The organism is Granulicatella sp. HMSC30F09 (assembly GCF_001806915.1).
Lineage (GTDB): Bacteria > Bacillota > Bacilli > Lactobacillales > Aerococcaceae > Granulicatella > Granulicatella adiacens.
Genome location: NZ_KV786418.1, coordinates 1 through 25,655 on the forward strand (window position 1 = coordinate 1; position 25,655 = coordinate 25,655).

The 25,655-nt window shown below is 44.8% G+C and carries 27 protein-coding genes and 1 pseudogene; 9 read left to right on the forward strand and 19 right to left on the reverse strand.

Going from position 1 to position 25,655, the window contains the following annotated elements:
- Positions 1–314: 314 nt before the first annotated feature.
- The 5 genes from HMPREF3103_RS03175 to HMPREF3103_RS03195 all read right to left on the reverse strand — a co-directional run bounded on the left by HMPREF3103_RS03175 (position 315) and on the right by HMPREF3103_RS03195 (position 5,491).
- The gene (locus HMPREF3103_RS03175; RefSeq protein WP_070437181.1) at positions 315–1,241 is read right to left on the reverse strand and encodes a 2-dehydropantoate 2-reductase; all 927 of its coding nucleotides are present in this window, start codon (positions 1,239–1,241) and stop codon (positions 315–317) included.
- An 18-nt stretch (positions 1,242–1,259) separates the two neighbouring features.
- Positions 1,260–2,318: a PTS sugar transporter subunit IIC gene (locus HMPREF3103_RS03180; protein WP_039848954.1), complete on the reverse strand. Its 1,059-nt coding sequence runs from the start codon at positions 2,316–2,318 to the stop codon at positions 1,260–1,262.
- A gap of 769 nt (positions 2,319–3,087) precedes the next feature.
- The gene (locus tag HMPREF3103_RS03185) at positions 3,088–3,549 is read right to left on the reverse strand and encodes a Dps family protein (protein ID WP_049554872.1); all 462 of its coding nucleotides are present in this window, start codon (positions 3,547–3,549) and stop codon (positions 3,088–3,090) included.
- A gap of 108 nt (positions 3,550–3,657) precedes the next feature.
- Positions 3,658–4,422, reverse strand: coding sequence for a hypothetical protein (locus tag HMPREF3103_RS03190; RefSeq protein ID WP_083278713.1), 765 nt, complete (start codon positions 4,420–4,422; stop codon positions 3,658–3,660).
- A gap of 130 nt (positions 4,423–4,552) precedes the next feature.
- The gene (locus tag HMPREF3103_RS03195) at positions 4,553–5,491 is read right to left on the reverse strand and encodes a nucleoside hydrolase (RefSeq protein ID WP_070437183.1); all 939 of its coding nucleotides are present in this window, start codon (positions 5,489–5,491) and stop codon (positions 4,553–4,555) included.
- Positions 5,492–5,659: 168 nt separating this feature from the next.
- On the opposite strand from HMPREF3103_RS03195, the gene brnQ reads away from it, so the two are divergent.
- Positions 5,660–6,976: a branched-chain amino acid transport system II carrier protein gene (gene brnQ / locus HMPREF3103_RS03200; RefSeq protein ID WP_070437184.1), complete on the forward strand. Its 1,317-nt coding sequence runs from the start codon at positions 5,660–5,662 to the stop codon at positions 6,974–6,976.
- A gap of 334 nt (positions 6,977–7,310) precedes the next feature.
- Here the strand turns inward: brnQ and HMPREF3103_RS03205 are convergent, their stop codons facing one another.
- Together HMPREF3103_RS03205 and HMPREF3103_RS03210 are read right to left on the reverse strand one after the other, a co-directional pair.
- On the reverse strand, positions 7,311–10,766 hold the full coding sequence (locus HMPREF3103_RS03205; RefSeq protein ID WP_070437185.1) for an FtsX-like permease family protein: 3,456 nt from the start codon (positions 10,764–10,766) through the stop codon (positions 7,311–7,313).
- A 14-nt stretch (positions 10,767–10,780) separates the two neighbouring features.
- On the reverse strand, positions 10,781–11,482 hold the full coding sequence (locus tag HMPREF3103_RS03210; protein WP_005606217.1) for an ABC transporter ATP-binding protein: 702 nt from the start codon (positions 11,480–11,482) through the stop codon (positions 10,781–10,783).
- Between the two features lie 136 nt (positions 11,483–11,618).
- Between HMPREF3103_RS03210 and HMPREF3103_RS03215 the strand changes: the two genes are divergently transcribed.
- From HMPREF3103_RS03215 to HMPREF3103_RS03230, 4 genes are all read left to right on the forward strand, one after another.
- Complete coding sequence (locus HMPREF3103_RS03215) at positions 11,619–12,164, forward strand: TetR/AcrR family transcriptional regulator (protein WP_005606218.1); 546 nt, start codon at positions 11,619–11,621, stop codon at positions 12,162–12,164.
- A gap of 12 nt (positions 12,165–12,176) precedes the next feature.
- Positions 12,177–12,590 (forward strand): peptide deformylase, encoded by a 414-nt coding sequence (locus HMPREF3103_RS03220; RefSeq protein ID WP_070437186.1) that lies wholly within the window; start codon positions 12,177–12,179, stop codon positions 12,588–12,590.
- Positions 12,591–12,959: 369 nt separating this feature from the next.
- On the forward strand, positions 12,960–13,700 hold the full coding sequence (locus tag HMPREF3103_RS03225) for a MerR family transcriptional regulator (protein WP_070437187.1): 741 nt from the start codon (positions 12,960–12,962) through the stop codon (positions 13,698–13,700).
- Between the two features lie 179 nt (positions 13,701–13,879).
- Positions 13,880–14,509, forward strand: a complete 630-nt coding sequence (locus HMPREF3103_RS03230) for a hypothetical protein (protein ID WP_070437188.1) — start codon at positions 13,880–13,882, stop codon at positions 14,507–14,509.
- Positions 14,510–14,552: 43 nt separating this feature from the next.
- Here HMPREF3103_RS03230 and HMPREF3103_RS03235 read toward each other — a convergent pair whose 3' ends face one another.
- On the reverse strand, positions 14,553–15,287 hold the full coding sequence (locus tag HMPREF3103_RS03235) for a YaaA family protein (RefSeq protein WP_168132815.1): 735 nt from the start codon (positions 15,285–15,287) through the stop codon (positions 14,553–14,555).
- An 89-nt stretch (positions 15,288–15,376) separates the two neighbouring features.
- On the opposite strand from HMPREF3103_RS03235, the gene HMPREF3103_RS03240 reads away from it, so the two are divergent.
- Genes HMPREF3103_RS03240 through HMPREF3103_RS03255 form a run of 4 tightly spaced genes read left to right on the forward strand, consistent with a single transcriptional unit; the run spans position 15,377 to position 16,852 of the window.
- A complete protein-coding gene (locus HMPREF3103_RS03240) occupies positions 15,377–15,769 on the forward strand; it encodes a hypothetical protein (RefSeq protein ID WP_070437189.1) in 393 nt (130 codons plus the stop codon).
- Positions 15,770–15,784: 15 nt separating this feature from the next.
- Positions 15,785–16,117 carry a hypothetical protein gene (locus HMPREF3103_RS03245; RefSeq protein ID WP_070437190.1) on the forward strand — a complete coding sequence of 111 codons (333 nt, stop codon included), beginning with the start codon at positions 15,785–15,787 and terminating at the stop codon, positions 16,115–16,117.
- 30 nt (positions 16,118–16,147) lie between these two features.
- Positions 16,148–16,498 (forward strand): hypothetical protein, encoded by a 351-nt coding sequence (locus tag HMPREF3103_RS03250; RefSeq protein ID WP_070437191.1) that lies wholly within the window; start codon positions 16,148–16,150, stop codon positions 16,496–16,498.
- Positions 16,499–16,513: 15 nt separating this feature from the next.
- A complete protein-coding gene (locus HMPREF3103_RS03255) occupies positions 16,514–16,852 on the forward strand; it encodes a hypothetical protein (protein ID WP_070437192.1) in 339 nt (112 codons plus the stop codon).
- A gap of 111 nt (positions 16,853–16,963) precedes the next feature.
- Here HMPREF3103_RS03255 and HMPREF3103_RS03260 read toward each other — a convergent pair whose 3' ends face one another.
- The 11 genes and pseudogenes from HMPREF3103_RS03260 to HMPREF3103_RS03305 form a co-directional block, all read right to left on the reverse strand.
- A complete protein-coding gene (locus HMPREF3103_RS03260; RefSeq protein WP_002605633.1) occupies positions 16,964–18,574 on the reverse strand; it encodes a recombinase family protein in 1,611 nt (536 codons plus the stop codon).
- 100 nt (positions 18,575–18,674) lie between these two features.
- Positions 18,675–18,857 carry a transposon-encoded TnpW family protein gene (locus tag HMPREF3103_RS03265; protein ID WP_002605634.1) on the reverse strand — a complete coding sequence of 61 codons (183 nt, stop codon included), beginning with the start codon at positions 18,855–18,857 and terminating at the stop codon, positions 18,675–18,677.
- A complete protein-coding gene (locus HMPREF3103_RS03270) occupies positions 18,854–19,711 on the reverse strand; it encodes an ATP-binding protein (RefSeq protein WP_002605635.1) in 858 nt (285 codons plus the stop codon). The genes HMPREF3103_RS03265 and HMPREF3103_RS03270 overlap by 4 nt, the downstream gene beginning before the upstream one ends.
- Positions 19,708–20,466 carry a phage replisome organizer N-terminal domain-containing protein gene (locus HMPREF3103_RS03275; protein ID WP_002605636.1) on the reverse strand — a complete coding sequence of 253 codons (759 nt, stop codon included), beginning with the start codon at positions 20,464–20,466 and terminating at the stop codon, positions 19,708–19,710. Before HMPREF3103_RS03275 ends, HMPREF3103_RS03270 begins: the two co-directional genes overlap by 4 nt.
- On the reverse strand, positions 20,456–20,647 hold the full coding sequence (locus tag HMPREF3103_RS09550) for a hypothetical protein (protein WP_006058351.1): 192 nt from the start codon (positions 20,645–20,647) through the stop codon (positions 20,456–20,458). The genes HMPREF3103_RS03275 and HMPREF3103_RS09550 overlap by 11 nt, the downstream gene beginning before the upstream one ends.
- A 186-nt stretch (positions 20,648–20,833) precedes the next feature.
- Positions 20,834–22,456: a relaxase/mobilization nuclease domain-containing protein gene (locus HMPREF3103_RS03280; protein ID WP_002602093.1), complete on the reverse strand. Its 1,623-nt coding sequence runs from the start codon at positions 22,454–22,456 to the stop codon at positions 20,834–20,836.
- Entirely contained in the window at positions 22,428–22,826 is a 399-nt protein-coding gene (locus HMPREF3103_RS03285; RefSeq protein ID WP_002602094.1) for a plasmid mobilization protein, read from the reverse strand. Before HMPREF3103_RS03285 ends, HMPREF3103_RS03280 begins: the two co-directional genes overlap by 29 nt.
- A 533-nt stretch (positions 22,827–23,359) precedes the next feature.
- A complete protein-coding gene (locus HMPREF3103_RS03290) occupies positions 23,360–23,563 on the reverse strand; it encodes a helix-turn-helix domain-containing protein (RefSeq protein WP_002602095.1) in 204 nt (67 codons plus the stop codon).
- Complete coding sequence (locus tag HMPREF3103_RS03295) at positions 23,553–23,999, reverse strand: RNA polymerase sigma factor (protein ID WP_002602096.1); 447 nt, start codon at positions 23,997–23,999, stop codon at positions 23,553–23,555. The genes HMPREF3103_RS03290 and HMPREF3103_RS03295 overlap by 11 nt, the downstream gene beginning before the upstream one ends.
- A 204-nt stretch (positions 24,000–24,203) precedes the next feature.
- Positions 24,204–24,971, reverse strand: a complete 768-nt coding sequence (locus tag HMPREF3103_RS03300; RefSeq protein ID WP_002602097.1) for a class I SAM-dependent methyltransferase — start codon at positions 24,969–24,971, stop codon at positions 24,204–24,206.
- 213 nt (positions 24,972–25,184) lie between these two features.
- A pseudogene (locus HMPREF3103_RS03305) lies at positions 25,185–25,639 on the reverse strand (helix-turn-helix domain-containing protein).
- Positions 25,640–25,655 lie beyond the last annotated feature (16 nt).

Genomic DNA, 25,655 nt, shown 5'->3' on the forward strand with positions numbered 1-25,655 from the left:
TTAATGTGTCCAGGAATCTGGGTACATATCAACTCGCCTAGCTCCTTTTTTGTGTGCTTTATTACCTAACTGTTAGTTGACGCAAAAGAGATAATTAGGACTACTATCCACGTAAAAGAACAATGAAAAAGAATCAGTTTATTGAAAGAATAGTGGGGAATCGCATCGGATGCGAATTAGTAGGAGCTAAAACTGCAAGTTTTTGCTTCTACTTTGAGGCTCCGAAGGCGAGAGACTACAGGCTCTCGCCGCTACCCCACTATTAATCTTTCAATAACAAACTGATTCTTTAAATTGTTCTTTTTATTACCCTACTATTTAACTTTCAGAATATCTTCTTTCGCGTGGATAAGCTCTGTAATCAATTGACAGTAAGGTGTTGGAATGCCATATTCCTTCCCTTTTCTAGCCACAAAGCCATTCAAGAAGTCCACTTCAGTAAAGCGGTGGTTTTGAATTAAATCTTGGTGCATTGAAGGATAGTGTCCGCGAACTTTATTAGACGCTGTATACACATAATCTTTCATCGCAGCTGGATCCAAATGCACGCCTTCTTTTTCCGCAACAGCGACAAATTCAGCAATAATTTGCGTTACAATCGCTTCTGCTGTTGAAGTATCGAATACTTCGCCGATGTTAGCATCTAAGATGGCACATGTTGCGTTCATCGTACCGTTTACGCACGCTTTACGCCATGTTGAAAAATGAACGTCTTCGCTGTAGCTTGCGTTCAAGCCCGCTTTGTCCATCACTTCTACTAATTCTTTAGCAATCACTACACCACTTGGGTCTGCCGCTTGCATTTCCACTGTACCAGTTCCGCCTAGTCGCGCTACCCCTGGTTCGATTAGACCCGCAGTCCAAATAGTTACCCCCATAATAATGTTTTTACGAGGAACGTATTTTGCCATTGTGTCTTCGTGTCCTAGACCATTTAAAAGACAAAGCACTTTTGTATCTTCGTGGATAATCGCTTTAATCTTTTCAAGCATTTCGCCTAATTTCATTGATTTTGTAAATGCGATGACCACATCTACTTCTTCTGTTGCTTCTTCTGGGCGAATAATTTTGATATCAATCGTATCTGTGTTTTCTCCATCAACGACTTTCAATCCATTTTTTTGGATGGCTTCGATATGCGCTGGCCATTCGTCGATCAACGTCACCTCTTGCCCTGTTTTTGTTAACATGTAGCCGAAACGGCATCCCATTGCTCCTGCACCCGCAATTGCGATTTTCATTTTAACTCCCCTTTTCTCTTAAACGGTTAATTTGTAATCTTCTGGTTGAATCCATTTTAACACTTTTTCGAATAAATGAACGAATACGATGTTTAACGCGATTGGCGCAACGACGAAAATAAGTGTCACAATAACGATATTCATCACACTCCATCCGCCCTCAGCTAGGTTCAACGCATTGATGGGTCCTACTAATCCGCTGAACCCAAAACCTGCACTTTGAGGGGTTCCTTGGATGTTCAATAAAGCGGCTAACACACCAAGTACAGCAGATGTACACATCATTGGTAATAAGATTTTTGGTTTTGCCAACACATTCGCCATCGACATTTTTGGTGAACCGATGAAATGCGCAATCGCAGTTCCTTTTGGATTCACTTTCCATCCCGCAATCGCAAGACCGAAACCAGCCGCACAGATTCCAAGGTTTGCTGCCCCTGAACCAACACCGCTAAGGCTAATCGCCACGGCAATCCCTACTGTTGTAAACGGAGAAACGATTAACATACAGAAAATAACGGCTAATAATAAACACATAATAACGGGTTGTAATGATAATAGATTTCCGATTCCTTGTCCTAGTAAGGTTGTTAAAGTTTTGATGGTTGGTAACGCAAGACGACCTATTCCACCAACAACGACTAATAACACCGTTGGAATCACGATAATAGAGTATGCTTTTGCTTTATTGCCAATCCATAAAATGACTGCTGCTCCTAACGCTGCAGTAAGCCCCATCGTAATGATGTCTCCTGTACCACTAAACACAATTCCTTTTACGTCAGGATTGAAATTCGCAACTCCACCTGCAAATAAGACTGCTAGTGCCAACGCTCCTGTTTGAATTGGAGTGAATTTGAAGAATTGACCGACCATCAATCCGATAATTGCTCCCATTAATGTATTGGCCACTTGTGTTGCTTGGATTATCAATTGGCCTTGTGGGAATACTGGTAACAACGCCTTCACTAATTCACCCAGTAATGCTCCAGGGATAAGTGTAACGACCACGCCTAATGCAAGTGCGTTAAGGACGTTCATCGTGAACTCTTTCCCGCTGTATTTCTTTTGTTCCATAAAGCTTCCACCTTTCATAAGATTGGCTTTATTATAGCATACCCAGCAACTAGTATTGTGATATTTTCTTATAAAATCATATAAAAGACCGTAGACCGTTACATTTTTTCTGCAAAATATAAAATTAGTTTCCTGTTAAAAAGTTTTGATTACTACGAATCATTACGGATGTTTCCATAATCGCTGTAGTGGGGTACCGGTTCGAGCCTAAAGTCTCTCACCTTCAAAGCCTCAAAAAGGGAGTAAGGAATAAATTCCTAACTCCCTTTAGTCACAGTGGTTGAATGGTATGAGCTACACTGTAAACAGTTTGCTCATACCTATTCAACTGTGTGGGGGAAAGAAAACGAAACATCCTAGATACAATAATGTATCTAGGGTGTTTCTGTCTTTCTCCCTCGCATTTGATACGATTCCCCACCACTGCGATTATAGGATCCGTAAGATTCTTCGTAATCTCTGCTTAGTGAATTTATGTTTGCATAACGCCTACAATCTTTTATCTTGGTTCTTCTGAAAATATCACTGTGCTGGGAATGTATTAAAGTCAATCTTAAAAAAGCTTCGTTATGGTGGGATGAGTTCCAAGGGGCAGAGTGCTTTCTAACGGCTTAATGATTAGACAAGGTTACACTTTTGAACTTTGCTTGGATGAAATTATCATATATGGTAATTATCATATATGTTAATTATCATATATGATAATTTTCAAAAATTTGAACAAAAGAAAAAGGCCGGACAAACTGCCCAGCCCTAGAGTCTTCAAAAATTATAAACCTGGTGCTTCGTTGATTGTTGCTGTAAGCATCCAAACTAATTTTTCTAATGCACCTTTTGCACCAGTGAAGATATCTTGTGTAACATCGTCGCCTTCTTCGCCAGCTACTTCAATACCTTTTTGGTAAAGGTCGATTAAGTAACGGTATCCTACTAATAAATGACGGATACGGTCTTCCATGCTGTCGCTGTAGTTTCCTTTAGCATCGGCAATCTTAGTGTTTTCAGCAAATTCACGTAATGTTGAATAAGGTGCTCCACCTAATGTGATTAGACGTTCTGATACTTCATCTAATTGAGCGTCTAACAATTCCATGTGTTGATCCATTAATGGATGCATTGTGATGAAAGTTGCACCGCGCATGTACCAATGAGCTTGGTGTACGATTACTGATTGTTGGCTTAAATCAGCCACTAATTGATTTAATACTTGTTTTGTTTGTTCTTTTGACATATCTATTACCTCCTGTTTCTAGTTTAGAATTATTCTAAACTATATTTAAATTATAATCATTCTAATGAGTAAAGTCAATAAAAAAGTGCAGGAAAATTTTCCTGCGCATTAATCATCTTCTTCAGTTTCTAACAAACTTAACATTATAAAGTCATTATACCTATTTTCAGAATCTTCTCCATAAAACATTTTGTAGTTTTTTTCTAGAATCTCAAATATATTTGTCATATTGAAAGATGGGTGTTTTTCAAAATTCATTAAATTATAAATGAATTTTTCGTCCGACAATTGGTAAACAATACCTTCATCATAATGCAACACACCTGTTCGAATATCATTAAATCCCCAAAAATCTGTTGATAAATCTCTTTTAATAAAATACAGACTCCAATTACCTAAGTATTCTTCACTTCTTTCGTCGTTTATAAATTCAAGAAAGTCAAATTCTTCATTTTCCGCTTCGGGAATGGATATGAATTTTGCATAAATTGCTTTAATAATATTGAGTTTAGTTCGTTTGCTGAATCCTTTAACTTTATTCGGGTCTCCATCGACATTAAAAAAATTTAAATAGGATTTGTCGTACTTTCCTAAAAAAGTATTGCAATTTCTACAAAACGACAACGCAGTCCTTCCTTCGGGATACTCTTCTTTTACTAAATCTTTATCAAACGTATCATCTACAATTTTCTCTACATTTTCTCTTCTCTTTAAACGGTCCAGTATCTCTCCATTTAGGAATTTATCAACCATTCCAACTTTATCAAAAGCTATTATATCCACATTCCCCACACTTCTTGCGGGATAATGTTCCTTACTCATTTCTGAAATATCAAATTCTTTCTGACATAGTCGGCATTTAACTTTTTCCATTTTCACTCCTCCTAACACTAACTAATTTTCTCAATTAATCTTAGGAGTTTCTATAATTATTTTGCTTACTTTTTTAGTTTTTTTGCACAAAAAGACGCTTCTCTTTCGAGAGCGCCAGAAGCTATTTATATTATTTTTTCGCCAAATTCGTGATGTAGTCGAAGAAGGCATCGCGGTCGACGTGGTAAACAAGGTCGACTGGGCGGCCATTTTCGGCTTTAACGGTACGGCCACGGCTCGCACCGGCAACAATCACGTCACTATTTACCACAGAACGTTTGACAAGGTCTTCTTTCCCGAATGAAGCGGTCGTTAACACGTCCCATAGGAAGTATGTTGAGTTCGTTACATAGTGAGTAAGAGGAGGCACGATGGCGTAACATTGCCCTAAGAAGTCAACGCCTTCGATGGCACGTTCTTTTGCCCAACGGTCGCGGACATCAAGAGATAATGGCACCATGTTTGTACTTTCAAGCGCCACAAGTTCGATTTGGATGCCTGATTTCCAAACGCGTTTTGCCGCAAATGGATCCCAGTACACATTCCACTCTGCAGTTCCGTCGTGTTCAGGGTCTTCCACGTTCCCCATATCAAGGAAAGTTCCACCCATCCAGTAAAGTTTTCCGATGTTTTCTTCGATGGTTGGGTCTTGATCTAACGCACGAGCTAAGTCTGTTAATGGTCCTACGAATACAAGGTCCACTTTCTCATTCGATTCTTTTAAGGCACGGATTAAATCTTCGTGTGCTTTTAATGATGAGTCTTGCACCGTGATTGGTTTATGTTCGTTTAAGATTGGAAGTGCGTCTACTGTGAAGGCGTGCATTCTCCACTCTTTCGGGAATGGGTTCACAGGGCGTGAGTCTGAAGAAGCGACTTTCAATTGTTTGTCTTTTTCAGAACCGAACTTATGAATAATCTTCTTGCTGGCTTCCACCGCTGGTACTAAATAGCAGTCCGCTTCGATGACGCCGACCCCTACTAATTCCACGTCTTCCATTTTTAATAGTAAATATAATGATACTAAATCATCCACGCCACCATCGTGGTTTAAATAAACTTTTCGCATTTATGAGTTACGCTCCTTTAAAATGGTTTTCTTGCACGCTTTATTATACTTAAAAACGAACAATAAAGAAACTATTTTATCCAACGTTAGGTTTTGTTTTCAAGTGCATTCATTCTCAGTTTATGTTAAACTATTTTTAATTATTTTTTAATGTTAGGAAGTGGTTCCATGAAAAAGAAATTCATAGATATTATCATTATCGGTTTTGCCCTGTTTGCCATCTTCTTTGGAGCCGGAAATTTAATTTTCCCACCTTATCTAGGAGTGTCTGCAGGAGAAAATTGGGGAACTGCAACCTTTGCATTTTTAATCAGCGACCCTCTGCTATCCGTTGTTGCTGTGATGGTCGTTGCCACTCTTGGCGGAAGTGCACTAGCGGTTGGACGTAGAATCCATCCTGTTTTTGCAGGCGTCTTGAATGCTATCTGCGTTCTCTTAATCGGGCCCATTTTTGCGGTTCCGCGTACCGGAGCGTCAACGCATGAGATCTTCGTACAATCGTATTTCCCTGATGCACCACAATGGATCTCTTCCCTCGTCTTCTTCGGGATTGTCCTTTGGATTACATACAAGGAAAACTCCGTCATGGATGCCATCGGAAAATACTTAACACCGATTCTATTACTTATTCTCTTCTGTATCTTTGTCGGAGCCATCCTTCAACCAAATGCAACATTTGCCACAACAGACGGAAGCGGACTATTCGCACAAGGTTTTAAAGAAGGCTATCAAACTATGGACGTGCTCGGAGCTCCTCTCTTAGCCGGAGTCGTGATGAAAGATATTACGCGTCGTGGGTATTTAAATCGAAAAGAACAATTCAGAATGATGTTCGGAGTTGGCATCGTAGCCTTCGTCCTACTCGCTGTCGTATACTCAACACTAGCATACAGCGGTGCAAGTATGAGTACCGTGATTGACTCAACTGAGCAACGTTCTGCTATTTTAACAACCATTGTTAAAACTTTACTCGGCTCATGGGGGCAACTCGCGATGGGACTTGCGGTCTGCTTTGCCTGCCTCACAACTGCGATTGGACTAACAACCACTTGCGGTCAGTATTTTGAAGAAGTCTCTAAAGGAAAATTACAATACAAGAAAATTATTCTTGTCACGGTAGCTGTGGAATTCATCATCTCGCTTGTCGGCGTGGATTCACTCATTAACCTCGCCGTTCCAGTATTGACCTTCATCTTCCCAATCGTGATCGCACTCATTCTCTTCTCGGCATTTGACCAATACATCCCATACGACTGGACGTATCTTGGAGCGGTCGTCGGAGCTGGAATCGTTGGACTTGTACAAGGAATCAACACACTTTCACAACTACTAGGCGGAAACCTACTAGGAGATGCAGCCACATGGATTGGAACTCTCCCACTAGCCACATACGGCCTTGAGTGGATTGTCCCAACCTTTATAGGCGCCATCCTCTTCACCATTGCATCCGCCATCTTAAAACCAAAACAACTTGAATTTGATTAAAAAAACGGAGCCCCGCGCTCCGTTTTTTGTTTCCCATCCGCCCCTCTCTAAAAAGGACGGTTTGTATATGGTTGCCATGTGATATAGGTAATCCCTGCTCCAAATGCAGATCCCCAAATCTGTAGGCACAAAAGAAGCAAAGAAAAAATCCTACGGATCCAATAATGATTGTAGTACGGTTTAGTAACCGATGTGAATTACTGACTCTGGAAATTTATTTCCTAGAGTCAGTTTGAAGCTCGGTAGGCTGTAGACCATAGGCTACAGCCGGTACCCGACTTACAATCATTATTGATGAATCCGTAAGGATTTTTCTTTGCTTATATAATAGTTTCTAATCCACAGACTTGAGGGCTTCTAGCATATCGATGCGTTGGAGGAGATGGTTCACCATATACCCTAGCGCCACCAAGATGACAATCACAATCACACTTGGCAACACATATACAAACCATCTGACCGCGGGATTAAACATAACAAACCCCGGCGCCACCGTCTCAATAATCACCCTATGCAGCACTCGCCCAAACAACAATCCCACAACAATCCCAATCACCGATAATAAAATCGTTTCGCGGTAAATATACATCGTCACTTCTTTGTTCAAGAAACCGAGCACCTTAATGGTTGAGAGCTCGCGAATCCGTTCGGCTACGTTGATATTTGTTAAGTTATACAAGATGACCACCGCAAGTAAAATCGACACAGCCGTTAAAATCATCATTACGCGACTTAACGAACCAACAATCGTATTGATACGACTCACCATGGACGTGTTTTGCACAACGGCTTTCACCCCGTCAAGAGCCATTAAGTCTGCTGCGGCTTTTTGTACGCTAGAAGCATCTTTGTCTTTAAACTGAACGAAAATCGCGTTGTCTTGTGGCACCACTCCATAAGCCTTAGCGTACACTTCTGGGGTCATGATGACGAAGTGTCCGGCGTACATTTCTACGATGCCTCCAACCGTTAACGTCACATCCTCACCGTCCTTATTTGGAAGCGTAAAGGTGTCGCCGACTTGCACATTTAAGAGTTTGGCTAATTTCTTGGAAATCAACGCGCCGCTCTCTGGAAGTGTCACAGCTTTCTTCGTCTTCGCATCATTCAAATGAAGATACGGAGAAAGATTTTCCTCTTGTCCAACTAGTACGGTTATAGACTGCTCATCGTCCACGCCTGGCACTTCACGTGTTACCGATTCGCTATAGACGTCGCTAAAGGCCGTCACGTTTGAAGAAGTTAAATAGTTTTGTAATGCTGTTTGTTCGGAAACCGTCAACACGGACTCTTTTGACACAATCGCATCATAGGTAATCAATTCCTTGAACTGACGATCCGCAATCCCGTCTAGTGACCCGAGAATACCGCGTCCTGCAAATAGAAGTGCCACGCTCCCAGCCACCCCGAAAATCGTCATGAACATCCGTTGTTTATAACGGAAAATATTCCGCGCCGTTACCTTATGCGTGAAGCTGAGGCGGTTCCAAATGAACGGAATACGCTCGAGAAGAATCTTCGACCCAGCCACTGGAGCTTTCGGCAAGAGAAGCGCTGAAGCTTGCTCATGAAGTTCACGGCGGGCAATCCATAATGGAGGTACCACGCTACAGATAAGCGAGCAAATAATCGCAATCACGGCGATGAGTGGATGGAAATTCAACTGGATACTTGGCAATACCGTATCCTTCATCAAGGTCGCACCTAAAGCACTTGGCAATGCATACGTTCCAAGTAAGATACCTAGAATAGTTCCTGAGACCCCTGCCGCAAATCCATACACGGCAAATTTCTTCATCACGTCTTTTGTTTCATACCCTAGCGCCTTCAACACTCCGGCATTGATTCGTTCTTCATTCACAAAACGCGTCATCGTCGTTACCGTTACAAGAGCCGCAACGGCATAAAGCACAATCGGGAAGAGGTTCCCCACCGACGTAATCCCTTCGGCTGTCGTCTTCATATTGAAGAATCCTTCGCTTCCAAGCATCGTCGAGCGCGTGTATACGGAGTACTTCGGTTTCGTGAGTTTTGAAACGTCCACTTTCGCCTTTTCAAGGTCCGATTCCGCCTTCTGAATATCCTTGTCGGCTGATTTTTTCTTTTCGTTGTACGTTTCTTCGCTTTCTTTTAGCTGCGTTTTGGCATCCGCGAGTTTAGCTTCACCGTCCGCTAACGTTTTCTTGGCTTCAGTTAGTTTCGCCTTGCCTTCTTCTAAAGTACCAGCGTTGGCTTCAAAAGTTGCTACTCCTTGGCGATATTGTTCTAGCCCATCGACGTACTGGCTGTAGCTAGCATAATACTTGGCTAGGCCTTGTCGGTATGCTTCTTGCCCTGCGAGTAATTGTTGTTTCTTCGATGCAAGTTCAGCCTCAGCATTTGAAATCGCCGTTTGACCCGCTGTGAGTTCTTGTTCTTTTTGAGTGAGCACTTGTTCTTTGGCCGTAAGTGTCGCCTCTGTTTGAGTAAGCTGGGCTTCTGCTTGCGTTAAAGCTGTCTCCATCGCTTGAAGGCTCTCTTTGGTAATTCCTTTTGCAGCAGCCGCAGCAGGGTCACTAGCTAAAAGTGCCTTTCCTTGCGCTAAGGCTGTCTTCTTCGTTTCGAGGTCTACCTTACCCGCTTCTAGTTGCGCTTTGGCCTGTGCTAATTGCGTTTTGCCGGCTTCAAGCTGTTCCTGTCCACTTGCAAGCTCTTCTTTTTTGGCCGTGAGTTGCGTCTCGGCTTCTGTTAACTTGGCACTTGCATCATCCAACTGAGTTTTCTTCTGGGCTAAAGTAGCCACGGCTTGTTCGATTTGCACACGGGCACTTTCGAGTTGTTCGCGGCTAGCTTCCAACTGATTCCATGCAGCGTTTAACTTCGCATCTCCAGAAGCAATCATTGCTTCGTTGTCAGCTACTTCTTTTTGCCCGTTTGCAAGCGTCTTTTCGTTCTTTTCGATTTCACTCTTACCATCTGCTAATTTCTTCTCGGCATCCGAGAGTTGCGTCTTGGCATCGGTTATTTTTTCTTTACCTTCTGAAATCTTATCGTCGGCCGTCGCCTTCAATGCGTCTAAGCGCACCGTTCCATTGTCGGCCAACTTTTCTTCCAGAGCCTGTTGCAACGCCGCTACCTTATCTGCATACTCACGACTCGTTGTTTTCCATTTGCGTAAATCTGGATAACGAAGTCTAGCGATCGTATACACTTCAGAATCGAAGGTGTCTTTTGGCACTACGGCAAACCCGCTAAGGTCCCCGCTCCCCGCACTCGATACACCTTTAATCGTCTTCGAAAGGAGCTCGCTAGAGTTCACAAAACCAGTAATCGTAAATTCATGCTCTTTTAATAGAGTGGAACTTCCGGATTCATTCAATCGAATCGTGTCGCCAATCTTGTACTGATTCGCCATCGTTTGGGCAAGCGCCACTTCATTTGATTTCGTAGGCAACTTACCACTCACCAATTCGAATGTTGAAATATCTGTCGTCTGAGAGAACACACGAATCGCGTTCGGCGTATCGCCAATCACCGTATCGGCAAAATAGCCAAACTCCACATCGGCGTTCTCTTGCTTGATCTCGGCTTGGTCTTCGCCACTTAACCCGTAGCCTGCCACCACGAATAAATCGGCAGCGTTGGACTGTTCCATATAGCTGTTCAAGGTGTCTTCAATATCCGGCCCCGATACTTTTAGGCCCACAAGAGCAAATGCCCCGAGCATCATGAGTAACATAATAGAAAGGAAGCGGCCCTTCGACTGGCGAAGTGAGTTCCTTATATCCTTATTTAATGTCTTCTTATTCAACGTCCTCCCCCCTTCTAATATTCAAGCGTTTGAATATCTTGTGGATTTGGATTGAGTTCCATTTTCTTCACGCGCGCGTCATGCATATAAATCACGCGGTCGGCAATCGGCGCAAGCGCAGAGTTATGCGTTACGATAATGACCGTTGCGCCTTGGTTACGCGACATATCTTGTAAAATTTGAAGCACTTGTTTTCCTGTATGGTAGTCGAGCGCTCCGGTTGGCTCGTCGCAAAGTAATAACTTTGGATTTTTGGCAACCGCACGTGCGATGGAAACGCGTTGTTGTTCCCCACCGGATAATTGCGACGGGAAATTATTCATGCGGTGTTCAAGCCCCACTGCCTTCAAGGCTTCCTCTGCATCTTGAGCGTCTTTTACGATTTCAGCCGCTAGTTCCACATTTTCCTTCGCCGTTAAGTTCGGCACTAGATTATAAAATTGGAAGACAAATCCAACATCGTCTCTTCTATAGTAAGTGAGTTGTTTTTCATCAAAAGTCGAAATGTCCACGCCGTCAATAAGGACTTGTCCTTCGTCGTTGGTGTCCATACCCCCTAAAATATTCAGAACCGTTGATTTCCCTGCACCGCTGGCCCCTAAAATCATTACTAATTCGCCTTTTTCAATTTCAAAATTCACATCATTATTCGCGATAATCTCTGTATCTCCGACATGATACCGTTTATAGCTATTCTTCATTTCGATATAAGCCATGTCTATCCCTCATTTCTATCAACGCAGTTAAATGAACACCGTGTTGATTATCCTTCATTCATACTTTATAATAGGCCTAGCGAAAAAACAATACACAATACTCAACAATGTGTTGATTTAAGAAAGAGTTTAAAAAATGACGATTCAAAAACGTAAAACCACCACAAAAAGCGATTTAAAAGTTGCGCTCACGAGACTCCTGAAACAAAAGGACTTCGAAGCGATTAGCGTGAGCGATATAGCAAAGGAAGCCGGAATCAACCGTGGAACCTTCTATCTGCATTATGTCGATAAATTTGATATGATCGACCAGCTGATTGACGAGATTTTACAAAACATTATTTTCTTATTAAATAAAGACCAGCCGAAAACGAAAGAAGAAGCATTTGCGCCCATCGTTAAAATCTTCGAGTATTTAAAAGAAGATTTCGACTTTATTCATGCCATCTCGCTCAACCGGTTTAACTATACTTCTCATCTAGTCCGAAATTTCTTACTGGAATTATCCAAACAAATCGGTCCGATTAAAGAGACCATCAAGACCGTCTATCCGCTACCGGAAGACTATGCCGCAGAAGTCTTTATTTATAGTAATAGCGCGATTTTCTTCCACTGGATTCAAAAAGGTGGCGTAGAAAGTCCCGAAGAAATCGCAAAAATCTTTTTTAGAATGTCAGTATAAAGGAGCAAACTCATGCAAAAAAATATTATGAAAGACCCCCTCTTCCTCAGCCAAAAATCCAGTGTTGCCGATCCGAAAGCCGATGCTCAGGTAGTCCGCGACTTACAAGATACGCTTCGCGCTAACCGCGACCGTTGTGTGGGGATGGCAGCGAATATGATTGGTGTGAAGAAGAACATTATTATTGTAGCGATTGGACCGATGGATTTGGTGATGCTGAATCCGCGTATTACGAAGAAGCAAGGCCCCTATGAAACAGAAGAAGGATGTCTAAGTCATACTGGAACGAAGAAAACGACGCGCTATAAAACGATTGAAGTAACGTACACCGACCCAAGCGGCAAGAAGCATACGGGAACGTTCACCGACTTCACAGCGCAAGTCATCCAACATGAGATCGATCACTTAGAAGGTATACTCATATAAATACGATTACTCCAATCCTTGCGGATTGTTTCATCATAGCTGTAATGGGGCAACGGCTTGAGCCTTGTTCTCAAGCTCTACCAAGCTTCAAAGGGCGGGTAAAGGTTGTTCCTTAACCCGCCCTAATTCACATTGGTTGCTATCCCCCATTACTGCTACGATGAGTCCGCAAGATTTCCGTAATCGTATCTTACTGCGCTTCTAAATGGACGAAGAAGGAGACTTGTTCCGAGAAGGCGGGACGTCCTCCTTGCGACGCGAGGTGTGTCATCTTCTTCGTTTCATATAGTAAGAAAAAGAAAAAAGAGAAAAGGCTTGACCCTTACGTTACGTTATAGATTATACTTCAAATTGTTAGGAGTTGAGAATATGTATTTAATCAAACAGGTGAGCGAAATTAGTGGTGTATCGGTGCGCACTTTACATCACTATGACGAAATCGGCTTACTATCCCCTAAAAAACATGAGAATGGATACCGCTACTATAGTGAAGAGGAATTGTCCCTTCTTCAAACCATCCTGTACTATAAGTATTTAGGATTTTCACTAAAAGACATCAAAAATCTCATAAAACAAGAAGAGGAAGATCTGTTGCCTCACTTGAAACATCAGTTGATTTTAATGCACAAAGAAAAAGAACGTCTTCTAACATTAATCGACACATTAGAAAAGACCATTGAGTCGAAAGAAAGGAAAATGACAATGACAACAGAAGAAAAATTCAAAGGGTTCACCTTTAAAGATAACGAAAAATATAAACAGGCCGCGACTGAAAAGTACGGTGAAACAGTGTTGAACGAGACTGCAGAAAAACAAAAAGGCAAGGAAGAAATCATAGCAGACGGCTTCAACAAGATCTGGTTCGCGTTTGCTGAAAATATTGAAAAAGGCCTTCCAGCAACAGACGCTGTAAACGTGGACTTAGCAAAACAACTCCACCAACACATGTGCGCCTACGCGTTCGACTGCTCGATCGATGTCTTCTCAAGCATCGGATTCGGCTACGCTCAAAACGAAGAGTTCAGAACGAACCTCGATAAATACGGCAAAGGTGTGGGCCAATACGCTTGCGACGCAATCCAAGCCTATGTCGCACAGGAGAGAAAATAAGAAATGTAAAACGGAGTTAGACGTTTGTCTAACTCCGTTTTTGTTTGATTGTAAGACTGCATTTAATTCTCTATTCTTGCTTTATAATCTATTTTTCGTATTGTTTTAGAATAATGCTTGCACTATAATTTCTAATAGGGAGAATTTTATCAAAATAACTTAGGAGAGGTGCAAATAGTATGGATTTACTTTTTCTTTTTTCTGTAATTTTATTACCTTTTATTGTCGTTTTTGTTCTAACTACTCTTACTACTAAACAACCGCAAGAAATATCTAATTCTTCGACTCAAGAACCTCTTGAGCCAGTAAAAGAGCCAGAATTGAAAAGGTTTCAGTTTCCAATTCAGTTCGAAAACACAAAAGAAAATCAATCTTGGTTTCATTATATTATGAAAGATGCTTGCAAAGATATCCCGAGAAAAGAGCAATTTCAGGAGATGTCTCACGAAGAGATTATCACCTTTGTAGAGGTTGGAGAGAAAGTTTATCAATATTGGAAAGATAATGTTTGGGGTTCTAGTACAGTTGCTCAACCTAATGAACACGGATTTCCTACATTAAATTTATATGCTGAATTAAGCAATGGTGATCTTCATTATATCGGTTACCTTTCTGAATTTGATTTTCAACAACTTGAAAATTATGATTATGAAAACCCTTATTATTGTTTTATTAACCTTAAAGGTGGGAAATATAAGACACCTTATGTTAATAAAAACGGAGAAATTAAAGTACAAACTTTAGCAGAACAATATGAAGTTAGTGTCTCACTTGCTGTATACGAAAAATTTACATCCTCAGATTTATAATCTAAAAGAGCAGTTAGCTTAAAAGCTTACTGCTCTTTCATTTTTACCTCACAAATACTAATCTATTCGGTGTCGACAACTCTGCATCATACATAAATCCGTCTTCACTAAAAGCCTCCAACTGCTTCACGTCGGTCACTTGTTCGCGCATGGCAAACCCCACTAGCAACCCGCGTCCTTTTTTCGACGTTGTGGAGTGTTGTTTCAACGTTCCGTCCCTGCGTTCGTAAAATTCCACGTCTATCCAGTTGTAACGCGTGCGGTCGAGTAACGTGCTGAACTCATCACTAGCACAGTTCACTACCGTTTCCCCTTCTGCAAATAATTCAGCCCACTCCGCTTTCCAGTATGCCTTCAAGCTCTGCCCTTCAACGCGCAATGGTCGTAACATATCTAAGCGATACGGCTTTATATAAGCATCAGGCGCCACAGCCCCATACAAGGCAGACAAAATACGTACATGCTCACTTCCATAGCCTAATCCCTTATTCCATCCCTCGACTAGCTTCAACCAGCGAAACGCCAGTCCGTTATAGAGTTCAATGGCAGGAGCAGACCTAGCCACCTTCCAACCTTCGATAAAGGCTTTATTTTCTTCAAGCAACTTCCCTTTGACTCCAAGAACGCGGGCAAGGTCTTCTTCAAGCACTGCGCTCACAGCCTCCACTACTTTTCTAGCAGCCGGACTCACTTCCCAGTCGCGCTCCTCTAATGCGTCACCATTCATTTCCTTTGCAGGCGATAATATGAGTTTCATCTTAATCCTCCCTTCGTTCATGTCCTCCTTAGTGTACCTTACTCCCCCAGTTTTGACAAAATACAAGACGCAATTTATACTGATTACTATCAACCTTAAAGGAGAATTGTATGCCTCAACCATTGACACTTCTGATTAATTCCATCGCCTCATTTTATTTATTACCATTTTTAAGCGTTGGAATCTATGCTATTTGGGCCAAAAAATATTCACTCGCAAACTTCTTACTTTTCTTTGGAGGTGTCAACGCCCTCCATTCGATTCGTCTCATCTATCAAAAATCAGTTATTGGATATATCATATGGTTTGTAGCGTGGGCGCTGATTCTTTACGCGTCTTACTGGAACAACCAGCACGAAAAGCCCTATAAAACAGAAAATGCCATGCTAGATTTTCTCGTTTGTATTGTGAATGGAAATCCGTTTCCTGACAAAATTGAAGACCCAAACAAAGCTCGTGCCATCATTGCACTCGTACTCACAATTTTAATGATTATCGCCTAACAAGGAGGACCTCATATGGACTTTGTATTCATCTTATTTTCTATTCTTAGTTTCTTTATCGTTACATTTGCTTTCTTACATCTACTCGCAGGAGGCGTCGCTCTTCTAAAAGGAGACAAAACAAAAGGAAACATCCTCATTTTTGTAGGAGGCCTAATCGCACTTCCTGCAATCCCATTACTAGCAATGGTTCGCGGAATTTCATTCGTTACATGGATTGTTGGGGCAACGCTTTGCTGCGTGGGAGCCTATATAAACGGAAAAGAAAATGGCAATAACAATATATCACATCACGTTATCCGCATCACCATTGCAATCCTTCTCACAATTGGACTGGCGCTCGTTTAAAAAAGGAGTTCATTAAAAGGAGGATTTTTTATGGCGGAAGCATTTGGACTTTTAGTGAAGTTATTTTACTTATCAGTTGGTATCATTATTTACTCTCTCTTCAATTTATTCGCTAGCAGCAGTGCCTATTTCAGAAAAAAGAACACGCCTGGAAACGACTATATTTTCCTTAGCGCGCTGTGCTCTCTCATCACCCTTCCAATGCTATTCGGGTCCTATCCTCTTGCGATAGTGACTTGGATTGGCGGACTGGTGTTGCTGTTTATCGGGTCTAAAAAGAATCATGAAGCAAACGATGATTCCAATCCAACGTTTTACTTTATTAATTTAACTTTCGGCGGCCTTATTGCAGTATTTATGATTGTACTTTTCTTAGGATGATAAGGAGGTTCTTAGATGTTAGCATTTTTATTTGATTTTTATAACGTACTATTCGTGATTTTCGGTTACTCCCTATTAAACTTAACGGTTAGCTTAGTAGCCCAATATAGAAAAAAGAATACGCCTGGAAATAACTATGTTTACATAGGTACACTTTTTTCTCTCGGTACCATTCCATTGCTATTCCTTTACTATCCTCTCGCGATAGCAGCTTGGTTTGTCGCCATAGTGTTGTATTATAGCGGAGCTAAAATGAATCACGAAGCAAACGATGATACCACTCCGCTGTTTTATTTATTTAGTTTAACGATTGCGGCTATTATTACATTTGCACTATTTTTACGTCATTTATAATTGTTTAAAGAAAGGAACTTTTGCTGATGTGTGATAAAGAAGTAGTAGAAGTGTAAAAAATTTTGCCGTTCCTATCCGGCGTTTGCGCATTGCGCCGGATAGGTCGGGCGGTCATTCGGGCAGGTCTACCTTGCCAACGAAAGAGTAATAAATATCAATGTCCTGTCTGCGTGTGCCGTTCTCGTCATAGCTGCACTCATGCACAACGATTTTCTCCACAAACTCACGCAAAAGGGTAGGGGTAAGTTCTTCAAAGCTGGTGTACTTGCGGACAACATTCATAAACTTTTCTGCGTTTACCGTGGCTTCCTGCGCTTTGGAAAGCTCTGCCCGGATAGCGGCGGCTCTCTCTTTCAGTTCTTTCTGCTCGGCTTCATAGTCTGCCGACAGCTCCGTGAAACGCTCGTCTGAAATGCGCCCGGTCACGCTGTCCTCATACAGCCGCTTGAAGATAGCGGATAACTCGCTGATACGCTTCTCGGCGGCTTCCAGCTCCTTTTTCCTTGCGGCGTTCCTGCGCTTGCCCCCGTCCTCGTTCTGCTCGATCAGCAGCTTCATAAACCGGGCTTCGTGCTTCGCTGCATAGCTGGTGACTTTCCGCAGATTGTCGGTCACTCCGGCGGTCAACAGGTCGGTGCGGATAAAGTGCGCCGTACAGTCACGGGTACGCTTCTTGTAGCTCCCGCAGATATAACAATCCTGCTTGCGGGTGGCGTTCTGGTAACGCTGCTGGTAAAGGACGCTGCCGCAGTCGGCACAAAAGAGTATGCCGGAGAATAAGCCCACTTCATCATAGCGGTTCGGGCGTTTGCGCTGCTTGCGTAACTCCTGCACACGCTCCCACATCTGGGTGTCAATGATAGGCTCATGGTGGTTCTCGAAAATCGCCTGTTTCTCAATGGGGTTCTCTACGCTGTGCTTGGTCTTGTAGGACGGCTTCTCCGTCTTGAAGTTTACCAGACAGCCCGTGTACTCCCTGTTTTCAAGGATATGTACCACGGTATTGGTCGCCCACTTGCACTCATAGCCGGGGTGGTAGCGGCGGGTGCTTCCCGTCCGACGGTATTCCAGCGTTCCCGGCGTGGGGATCTCCTGCTCTGTGAGCATACGGGCTATCTTGGTCGGCCCGTTCCCGGCAAGGCACAAGCTGTAAATCTGCCGCACAACAGGGGCGGCTTCCCCGTCAATGATAAAATTTTCGTCCTCGTCCATAAAGTAGCCGTATACGGGTTTGCTCGTGACGGGCTTCCCGCTCATACCCTTAGACCGTTTTACTGCTTTGATTTTCTTGCTCGTATCTCTCACCAGCCATTCGTTAAAAATGTTCCGCAGAGGGGCAAAATCATTGTCGCCCTGTGCGCTGTCCACTCCGTCATTGATAGCGATAAAGCGGACGCCTTTCTGTGGGAAAATCATTTCCGTATACATTCCCACTTGCAGATAGTTTCGCCCTAACCGTGACATATCCTTGACGATAACGGTGCCGACTTTTCCGGCTTCAATGTCCGCAAGCATGGCTTGAAAACCGGGTCTTTGGAAGTTCGCCCCAGAATAACCGTCATCTGTGTACCATTGCAGATTGGAAAAGCCGTTCTGCTTCGCATAGGTTTCAAGAATACGCTTCTGGTTTGAAATAGAATTGCTCTCACCTTGCAGCTCGTCCTCGTGGGATAATCTCGGATAAAGGGCGGTAATAAGGTTTCGGGTGGTCTGTCTTAACATAGTGTCCTCCATTTCCGACAGCCAGCCCCACTATTCCGTATGACTATCATACCACACGCCGGGGCTGGCTGTACAGTCCTTTCTGCTTCTTTACGTCCCGTCAAATTGCCGATTTTTGTGTAGCAGCTTCCGCTTCCAGCACTTTCAGCATTTTATCGGCGGCGGTGGCGGTGGTGTCCTGCTTGAAATAGCCGGAAACGACAAGGACAGAATTACCTATGCGGATTTCCGTCACGCAATCCGGGCGGCGGGTGCTGCGGTCATTCTTTGGGGTGTTGGTCATAGGCGGCTCTCCTTTCTGTTCATCAGCTTTTTCAGTTGTCCCATTTTCTCCTGCGCCGTGGCTTTTCGGAAGTTGCTCCCGGTAAAGCGGACAGGAGAACACATTTCAATCAGACGGTCATAAATGCGGGCGTGGGCGGTGTCCTCCGGGTGCTGCAAGTCCTCCAGCGTGAGATTAGTCGTGACGATCAGCGGCCTGCCGCTGCGGTAACGGCTGTCAATCACGTTGTAGACCTGCTCTAAGCCGTATTCCGTTCCCCGTTCCATTCCAAAATCGTCAAGGATAAGCAGCGGGAAGCTGCAAAGTCGGGAGATATATTCATTCCTGCCCTCAAAGCTGGCGGCAAGGTCACCCAATATCAATGCAAAGTTTGTCATGCACACGGGGATTTCACGCTCCATAAGGGCATTTGCGATACAGCCCGCAAAATAGCTCTTGCCTGTGCCAACGCCGCCCCATAGCAGATAGCCAATGTTGCGCTCTTTCATGGTTTCCCAGTTCTCCACATAGAAATGGGCGTGTTCCATTTGCGGGCACTTGCCGTTGTCGTTCTCAAACGTCCAGCCCTGCATAGCCGGGTCTGTAAAGCCCCGCCGCTTCAACCGCTCGACAGTTTCAAGGTGACTGCGCTGTTTCTCTGCGGCTTCCCGTTCCTCACGCTCTGCCCGCTGGCAGTCACATTCTGCCGGGTGGCGGTCACGCCCCAGCCATGCGGCGGTTTCTTTGGGGAAATAGCCCTCTTTGGGCTTGTGGCACTTCCCGCAGTATAAAAGCCCGTCCTCGCCGGTGTAGTCCTCCGGCTCCGGCGTGGTGTCGGTCATATTCAAAATCATTTCATCAAATCCATTCGTCATAAGCTCTCGCCCTCCTTACAGGTATAATCGGGTATGCCCTTTTTCGGGGCTTTCTTGGCTGCGTCCTCCTGCGCCCACTTGAAAATCGTGGCTGCATGGCTCTTGTATTTCCTCCCGCTGGAAGCGATATGGCAGGATAGGCGGTCAATGTAATACTCCCACTTGCCGGGAAGCTCTGTTTTCAGCCCGTCAAGCTCCGTATCGGAAAGAATGACATTGTGGTATCTGCCATAGGCGGCGGGGGCGGGGTGTCCCGTTTCTAACTCTCTCTCTTTTTCTATTTCTATATCTATCTCTTTCTCTATCTCTATCTCTGGTGGACAAATGTCCGCTCGATATGGTGGACATTTGTCCGCCCCTGTCTGCGGCAGGGCTTTTTGTTCCTGCAAAGCCAGCCGCGCCCTGCGCTTGCGCTCCCCCTCGGTAGAGGACTGGCCGATTAAAAGCTCAATGTTGCTCATGTAGAGTGCGCCGCTTGGCAAAGGCTCCACAAGCCCCAGCTTCATAAAGATTTTCAAAGCTCTCTCTACGGTACCTACCTGCTGGCGGGTAATGGTCGCAATCATCTGGGCGGTGTAGGGGATATTCTCGTCAAGCTGCAATTTCCCGCCGTTTTTCAGCGATTTCAAGTACAGCTTCAAGAGAATGTTGGAATAGATAACGCCGTCCTGCATACTTTCCAGCAGAACGATTGCATCATCGTCAAAATAGCTCTCTTTCAGCTTGAGGTAGTAATATTTGCGGTTATCTGCCATAGGCTGCGTCCTCCTTTTTCCAGCGTTTGGAATAATAGCGAGGGCATAGTATGATAACCGCCCGGAAGCTCTGTTTGCAGTCACGGGTGCAGCCCCGGCATAGGTCGTTGTAAGTGATACGGTTGCGGTGGTTGAGGAAGAAAGACCATTCCAGCCGCCGCTTCTTGCTCATTCTCGGCAATGGTAAGCTCCTTTCTGCCGTTCCTATCGGTGTAGCGGGATAGGGGGCATTTTCTGTATGTTCTCGGTATCATTTTCGGGCTTTTTCTGCCCTGTAAGCCCCGTTTGGAAGTCGGGGAGTATTGCGGTAAGGGTTCATATCATACCTGTATTTTTGTAGGGTTTCGGTATCATTTCGGGGCGGTCTTTAACGCTCCTGTTCACGCTTTTTCTGCTGGCTCGGTGCGCCCCTTAAAATCTGGTCGATATTGCGTCTGACTGTCTGAAGCTCCTGCGCCCGCTGGCGTTTCTCCCGGTAGTCGTTATATCCGGCGTTCTTCTGGACGGTAAGCTGCTCAATCTCCCTTTGCAGGGCTTTGCTGGCTGGCAGCTTGGTTATTCCATGCTCCCGGAAATAACGGGCGGCTGTGTCCGCTATGATAAAATCGCTTTCGTGCTGTTCCCGGTAGGCTCTCCGGGCTTTCTCCGATTTCTGCGCTTTCAGACCGTCACGGGCGGGCTTCGTGCCGATATAGCCCAAAAGGTTGCGCTGCAATTCCTTTTTCTCCCGGATAGCGGCTTCCAGCCCTTTCAGTCCGGCAAGGCTCTCCTGCGTGGCGGTGTTGGCTGCGGAAATGGCAGCGTCCAGCTCGTCCGGGGAAGAAAAGCCATACTGCTGGTAGAGCATGAGGGTAGCCGACATCTGTTTGAGGTTGTGCATGGTCGCCCACTTCTCATAGCCCCGTCCTTTCCCCTCGGCTCGCTTGGCGGCTATGTCTACCATGCGCTGTACAGCGTCATTGTTCGGGGCGTTTTTCGCTTCTTTTTTCGTCCGTAAGCGGTCTTTGATACTGCCGGGGTATTCCGCTATGGCTGCGGGTTTTTCGGCGGCTCTGGCGGCGTTCTGCTCCAAAACGGAGAGGACAGCAGCCCGGTCAAAATCGTCCCCCAGCTTCCGGGCGGTAATTGGCTTCGTCCTGTCCGGCGTGAGGTAACTTAGCCGCCCCCGGCTCTCCTTGACGGTCACACCATGCCGGAGAAGCAGGGCGGCAAACTCATCAAAGCCGGAAGCAGCGGCAAGGGCTTCCCGGATAGTCCGGCGCAGCTTCGCCTTATCCGTTTCAAACTTGGTCTGCCGGGGCGCGATACCGTCCGCAGCAATAGGGGCGTTGGCTCTGTCAAGGGCAGCCTGTCCTTTCTTCTGCGCCCAATACTCACGCTCGGTAATGCGTTCTTTGCTGCCGTTCAAAAGGTCTATCTGGTAAAGCCCCTCGCTGTGGCACATCTCCATGACTTCGGCTTTCAGATAGTTCATAGCTGCGTCCGTACAGCGGTGCTTGCAGCCTGCTTTCCTGTCCGCTGGCCTGTCCATGTGGGGCAGCATGGGAACCTCCGCAATCCGCAGACTGTTAATGACGATATGCACATGGATATTTTCGGTGTGGCTGTGTCCGTCCGGGTGGGTGCAGACAAGGGCCTGGTGTCCGGGGAAATGCTCGGCGCAGAACTTCTCGCCCAGCTCCTGCGCCCGATCAACGGTCAAGCCGTTGTCCGGGCCGTCCCGTGGGTCAAAGCTGATGATGTAGTGGTGGCTCTTTACGTCCTCCCGTTTCTGGTTCTTGCCGTAGCGGAGATTGGAGCGCATACAGGCAACGGCAAAATCCTCCCCGCCACAATTCAGAGAGGATATGCGGTAGTCTACCCTCGGTATGAGCCGCCCGTCTGCGTCAAGGGTGGGCTTCATGGTAAACTCGTCATGCTCGAATGTGAGGTATTTTTCAGCGTCCCCGTAGTTGGCATTTTTAGAGCTGATATGTTTGAGTATCGCCAACGGCTTCACCTACTTTCTGCAAGACTTCAAACTTCAAGGCGGCAAGGTCGGCGGCGGCTCCCCGCACTTCCTTTTCCAGCCCCCGGTAGGGGCTTCCGTATTCGTTCAGGCTCCGGGCAATCTGGTTTAAGTTGCCGCCGATTTTCCCGTACTCTGCCGTGAGCTTGGAGAGGGCGGCAAGCAGCCCGTCATTGACCGGGGAAACGGTGACAATGGGGCGTATGGTCGCTTTCCGTATGGCTTGCCGGATAAACTCGGACTGGCTGATTTCATAAGCCGCCAGCCGCCCGGTGAAGTCGGCGTATTCTTCATCGGTCATGCGGGTCTTTACCACATGACGGCGGTGGGGCGTATTGTATTTCTTTCGCATGGTCTGTGACCTCCTTTCTCGCCCGACAGGGCGCATAGCAGGGTTTGGGGAAGGCACTCCCCAACAAGATTCCCGCAGGGGCAAAAATAAGCGGAGAGCGAATTTTGGCACCTCGGTAGAATCTTGCTCTGAAAAACTCCGGCGTTCCCCGGCTCCCGTCCTTTCCGCTAACAAAACGTTTCAAAAGGGCTTTGCTACCCGCTATTCCGGCTTATCTTGAAAATTTTCCTTTCACTACCTACAACACCACGCAAAGCAAAATGGACGGAGATTTTTAGAATTTCCCCTCTATTCCCTACAACACCACGCAAGCCGGAATAGGCGGACAATGGCAGTATTTTTTTCTTTGATACCCTCTACGGATAAGTAAGGGATTTTGCCAACTGCGGCGGCTATTTTCCCTTTTGTTTTTTCATACTGGGGATTTTCAAAAATGCCAAACAGGAACGAAAAAAAGCAGCAAATCTGTTGAATAGATTTACTGCTTTCTGGTTGCCGGCGAAGCGGCGGTTATTCAGTTGTAGGCGGTAGGGCTATCTCCCAAAGCGGAACTTGAAAATAGCTGTGAGAAGCGTCTGGGTGATGTAGTCCTCTGTATCTTGGTCTACCCGTCCATTCACACGGGCGGCACATTGTATGCGGCGGCGGTAATACTGCAATACAGTTCCCACCGCTTCCGGCTCCCCGCTGGCGGCTTGGACGATTGTTTCATAGGGGAGAAGCCTATTATTTCTCATATGCCATTCCCTCCATTTCCGCTTGGAGCTGCCGTAGGGCTTTTCGGATATGGTAGCCCGCTGTGCTGCGGCTGCGCCCGTACTGTCTGCCAATTTCGTGCTGTGGAATACGCTTGAAAAAGGACAGGTAAATCATTTCCCGCTCCCGTTCGTCCAGCCGTGACAGGGCTTCCGCAAGTAAACCGCTGCTGAAAATGACCGTATCGCCGCAAAGGGTAAGTATGTATTCCTCGTCCGGCTCCGGGGCTTGGAAATATTCATCTGTCGTGCCTAAAGGGTAGTGCTTTTCGTCTGTGAGGTATTCAAGGGATATTTCTCTTTTGTGCTTCCTGCTCCGTGTCCTCGCTGCGTTGATCGTTGCATTTCGGATAACGACTTTGCAAAAGGCATGGAAAGTGTACTCGATATGTTCCCGATATTCTTCTGTACAGGTCATGGAAAATCCCCCTTTCCTCCCAAAAGGGCTGTGGCTGGTTAGTAGTTGCTTTTTATGATAGTAAGGGGCGGCAGCACTTTAGGCTGTCGCTCCTTGACTGCCTAACTGCAAAACCGGGCGGGGCTGTCAACGGCGGGCGAAGCCCGTTCATCTTGACCGTTGACTGGCTCGGCCGGGTTTGCTATTTATCCGGCAAACTTGAATTTATTTTAAGCTATCACGTTTTACCTTTTTAAGCCTTACTATCATTACCATAGGAATTTCTTTATTGTTTTTGAAACATTCTTCATAAAATCCATCAATGACAAATCCAGCTCTGAAACAAAGGTTAAAAATATCTTGTATGGAACGATGATAATAAATCTGCTCCTCCGGCTGCCCTTCGATCGCTATATCATAGTAACTGTGCGGTGTCATATATTTTTCAGTCAATGTGATAAAACAAGGGTGCTGCGTTGCAAAGACAAAAATCCCGTTTTCCTCCAATAGTTCATAAACAGCCATAAAAAGCGGTTCAATATCCGTAATATCCATAATTGCCATATTAGAAACTGCTTTCGTAAAGGCTCGATTTCTTTTTAATCCTAATAAGCTTTCTCTATTGGTCGCATCCGCTACGCAAAACTCAATTTGTTTTGCATATTGTGATCGCCGTCTTTTAGCCAATTCTATCATTTTTTTGCTGTAATCAAAAGCGACGACCGAAGCGCCTCTCTGTGCAAGATACGAAGAATAATTTCCATTGCCGCACGCAATATCCAAAATGTAATCCGAAGGATCAGGAGAGAGAAGTTCCGTTACTTTGGGACGTACTACCTCTCTGTGAAATTCATTGGATTCGTCACCCATTGCATCATCCCAAAATTGTGCGTTTTTCTCCCAGATCTTTTTGCTTTCCTCTGTTCCCATGTTCTCTCCCACTCCCAAAATTTGCCTTTTTGCTTCCATTAAATCTTCCTTACTATATTCCATTGTTACCCTCCATAACTTCTGATTGTTGCCGTCTTGACTATTATGTATCTTTTCTTTCCAAAATGGTATAGGCTTTTATTTTTATAATGCTGCAAAACTTTTCTTCTGTAAGGTATTCAAAGGATATTTCCCTTTGCCGCCGCTATTGGAAAGCCAAAAGCAGCGGCTTTTTTACGCGATATGACCGAAAAGACTAGAAAGCAGGATATGTCATCATTTGTCATTTCTTCTCAATGTAATAACTGCATGGCATATCAAGCCAAATACAAGAGAAAAACAGCCACCGCCAAATAGTGATGCTCCCCACCCTGCACCCGACATTGTCATAAAACCGCCAACAAAGAAAATACCAATGCCAAGAAATATCCCGACACCATAAAAAAGTCCAATTGCCATATCATACTTATTAAATTGTCGTTTCTCTTTTTTTCACATGTTTCCATTTTTGTTATTACCTCCTTCGCAAAATCGTCCATGTGGACTCCAAAAAGAAAACAAATTTTTTTCAACGTATTTAAATCGGGTTCATTAACATCTCTCTCCCAATTCGATAGCGCCTGCCGGGTAACATTCAATTTCCCAGCCAGTTCTTCCTGTGTCATTCCCGATTGTGTTCGCAGATGACGTATTTGCTTTCCTGTTGTAATATCCGTCTGTTTCTGGTTCAAAATGGTTCCTCCTCTC

Excerpts from the sequence above, each read along its gene's own strand:
- HMPREF3103_RS03175 (WP_070437181.1), bottom strand. The coding sequence starts at position 1,241 with ATGAAAATCGCAATTGCGGGTGCAGGAGCAATGGGATGCCGTTTCGGC.
- HMPREF3103_RS03180 (WP_039848954.1), bottom strand. The coding sequence starts at position 2,318 with ATGGAACAAAAGAAATACAGCGGGAAAGAGTTCACGATGAACGTCCTT.
- HMPREF3103_RS03185 (WP_049554872.1), bottom strand. The coding sequence starts at position 3,549 with ATGTCAAAAGAACAAACAAAACAAGTATTAAATCAATTAGTGGCTGAT.
- HMPREF3103_RS03190 (WP_083278713.1), bottom strand. The coding sequence starts at position 4,422 with ATGGAAAAAGTTAAATGCCGACTATGTCAGAAAGAATTTGATATTTCA.
- HMPREF3103_RS03195 (WP_070437183.1), bottom strand. The coding sequence starts at position 5,491 with ATGCGAAAAGTTTATTTAAACCACGATGGTGGCGTGGATGATTTAGTA.
- brnQ (WP_070437184.1), top strand. The coding sequence starts at position 5,660 with ATGAAAAAGAAATTCATAGATATTATCATTATCGGTTTTGCCCTGTTT.
- HMPREF3103_RS03210 (WP_005606217.1), bottom strand. The coding sequence starts at position 11,482 with ATGGCTTATATCGAAATGAAGAATAGCTATAAACGGTATCATGTCGGA.
- HMPREF3103_RS03215 (WP_005606218.1), top strand. The coding sequence starts at position 11,619 with ATGACGATTCAAAAACGTAAAACCACCACAAAAAGCGATTTAAAAGTT.
- HMPREF3103_RS03220 (WP_070437186.1), top strand. The coding sequence starts at position 12,177 with ATGCAAAAAAATATTATGAAAGACCCCCTCTTCCTCAGCCAAAAATCC.
- HMPREF3103_RS03225 (WP_070437187.1), top strand. The coding sequence starts at position 12,960 with ATGTATTTAATCAAACAGGTGAGCGAAATTAGTGGTGTATCGGTGCGC.
- HMPREF3103_RS03230 (WP_070437188.1), top strand. The coding sequence starts at position 13,880 with ATGGATTTACTTTTTCTTTTTTCTGTAATTTTATTACCTTTTATTGTC.
- HMPREF3103_RS03235 (WP_168132815.1), bottom strand. The coding sequence starts at position 15,287 with ATGAACGAAGGGAGGATTAAGATGAAACTCATATTATCGCCTGCAAAG.
- HMPREF3103_RS03240 (WP_070437189.1), top strand. The coding sequence starts at position 15,377 with ATGCCTCAACCATTGACACTTCTGATTAATTCCATCGCCTCATTTTAT.
- HMPREF3103_RS03245 (WP_070437190.1), top strand. The coding sequence starts at position 15,785 with ATGGACTTTGTATTCATCTTATTTTCTATTCTTAGTTTCTTTATCGTT.
- HMPREF3103_RS03250 (WP_070437191.1), top strand. The coding sequence starts at position 16,148 with ATGGCGGAAGCATTTGGACTTTTAGTGAAGTTATTTTACTTATCAGTT.
- HMPREF3103_RS03255 (WP_070437192.1), top strand. The coding sequence starts at position 16,514 with ATGTTAGCATTTTTATTTGATTTTTATAACGTACTATTCGTGATTTTC.
- HMPREF3103_RS03260 (WP_002605633.1), bottom strand. The coding sequence starts at position 18,574 with ATGTTAAGACAGACCACCCGAAACCTTATTACCGCCCTTTATCCGAGA.
- HMPREF3103_RS03265 (WP_002605634.1), bottom strand. The coding sequence starts at position 18,857 with ATGACCAACACCCCAAAGAATGACCGCAGCACCCGCCGCCCGGATTGC.
- HMPREF3103_RS03270 (WP_002605635.1), bottom strand. The coding sequence starts at position 19,711 with ATGACGAATGGATTTGATGAAATGATTTTGAATATGACCGACACCACG.
- HMPREF3103_RS03275 (WP_002605636.1), bottom strand. The coding sequence starts at position 20,466 with ATGGCAGATAACCGCAAATATTACTACCTCAAGCTGAAAGAGAGCTAT.
- HMPREF3103_RS03285 (WP_002602094.1), bottom strand. The coding sequence starts at position 22,826 with ATGCGAAAGAAATACAATACGCCCCACCGCCGTCATGTGGTAAAGACC.
- HMPREF3103_RS03290 (WP_002602095.1), bottom strand. The coding sequence starts at position 23,563 with ATGAGAAATAATAGGCTTCTCCCCTATGAAACAATCGTCCAAGCCGCC.
- HMPREF3103_RS03295 (WP_002602096.1), bottom strand. The coding sequence starts at position 23,999 with ATGACCTGTACAGAAGAATATCGGGAACATATCGAGTACACTTTCCAT.
- HMPREF3103_RS03300 (WP_002602097.1), bottom strand. The coding sequence starts at position 24,971 with ATGGAATATAGTAAGGAAGATTTAATGGAAGCAAAAAGGCAAATTTTG.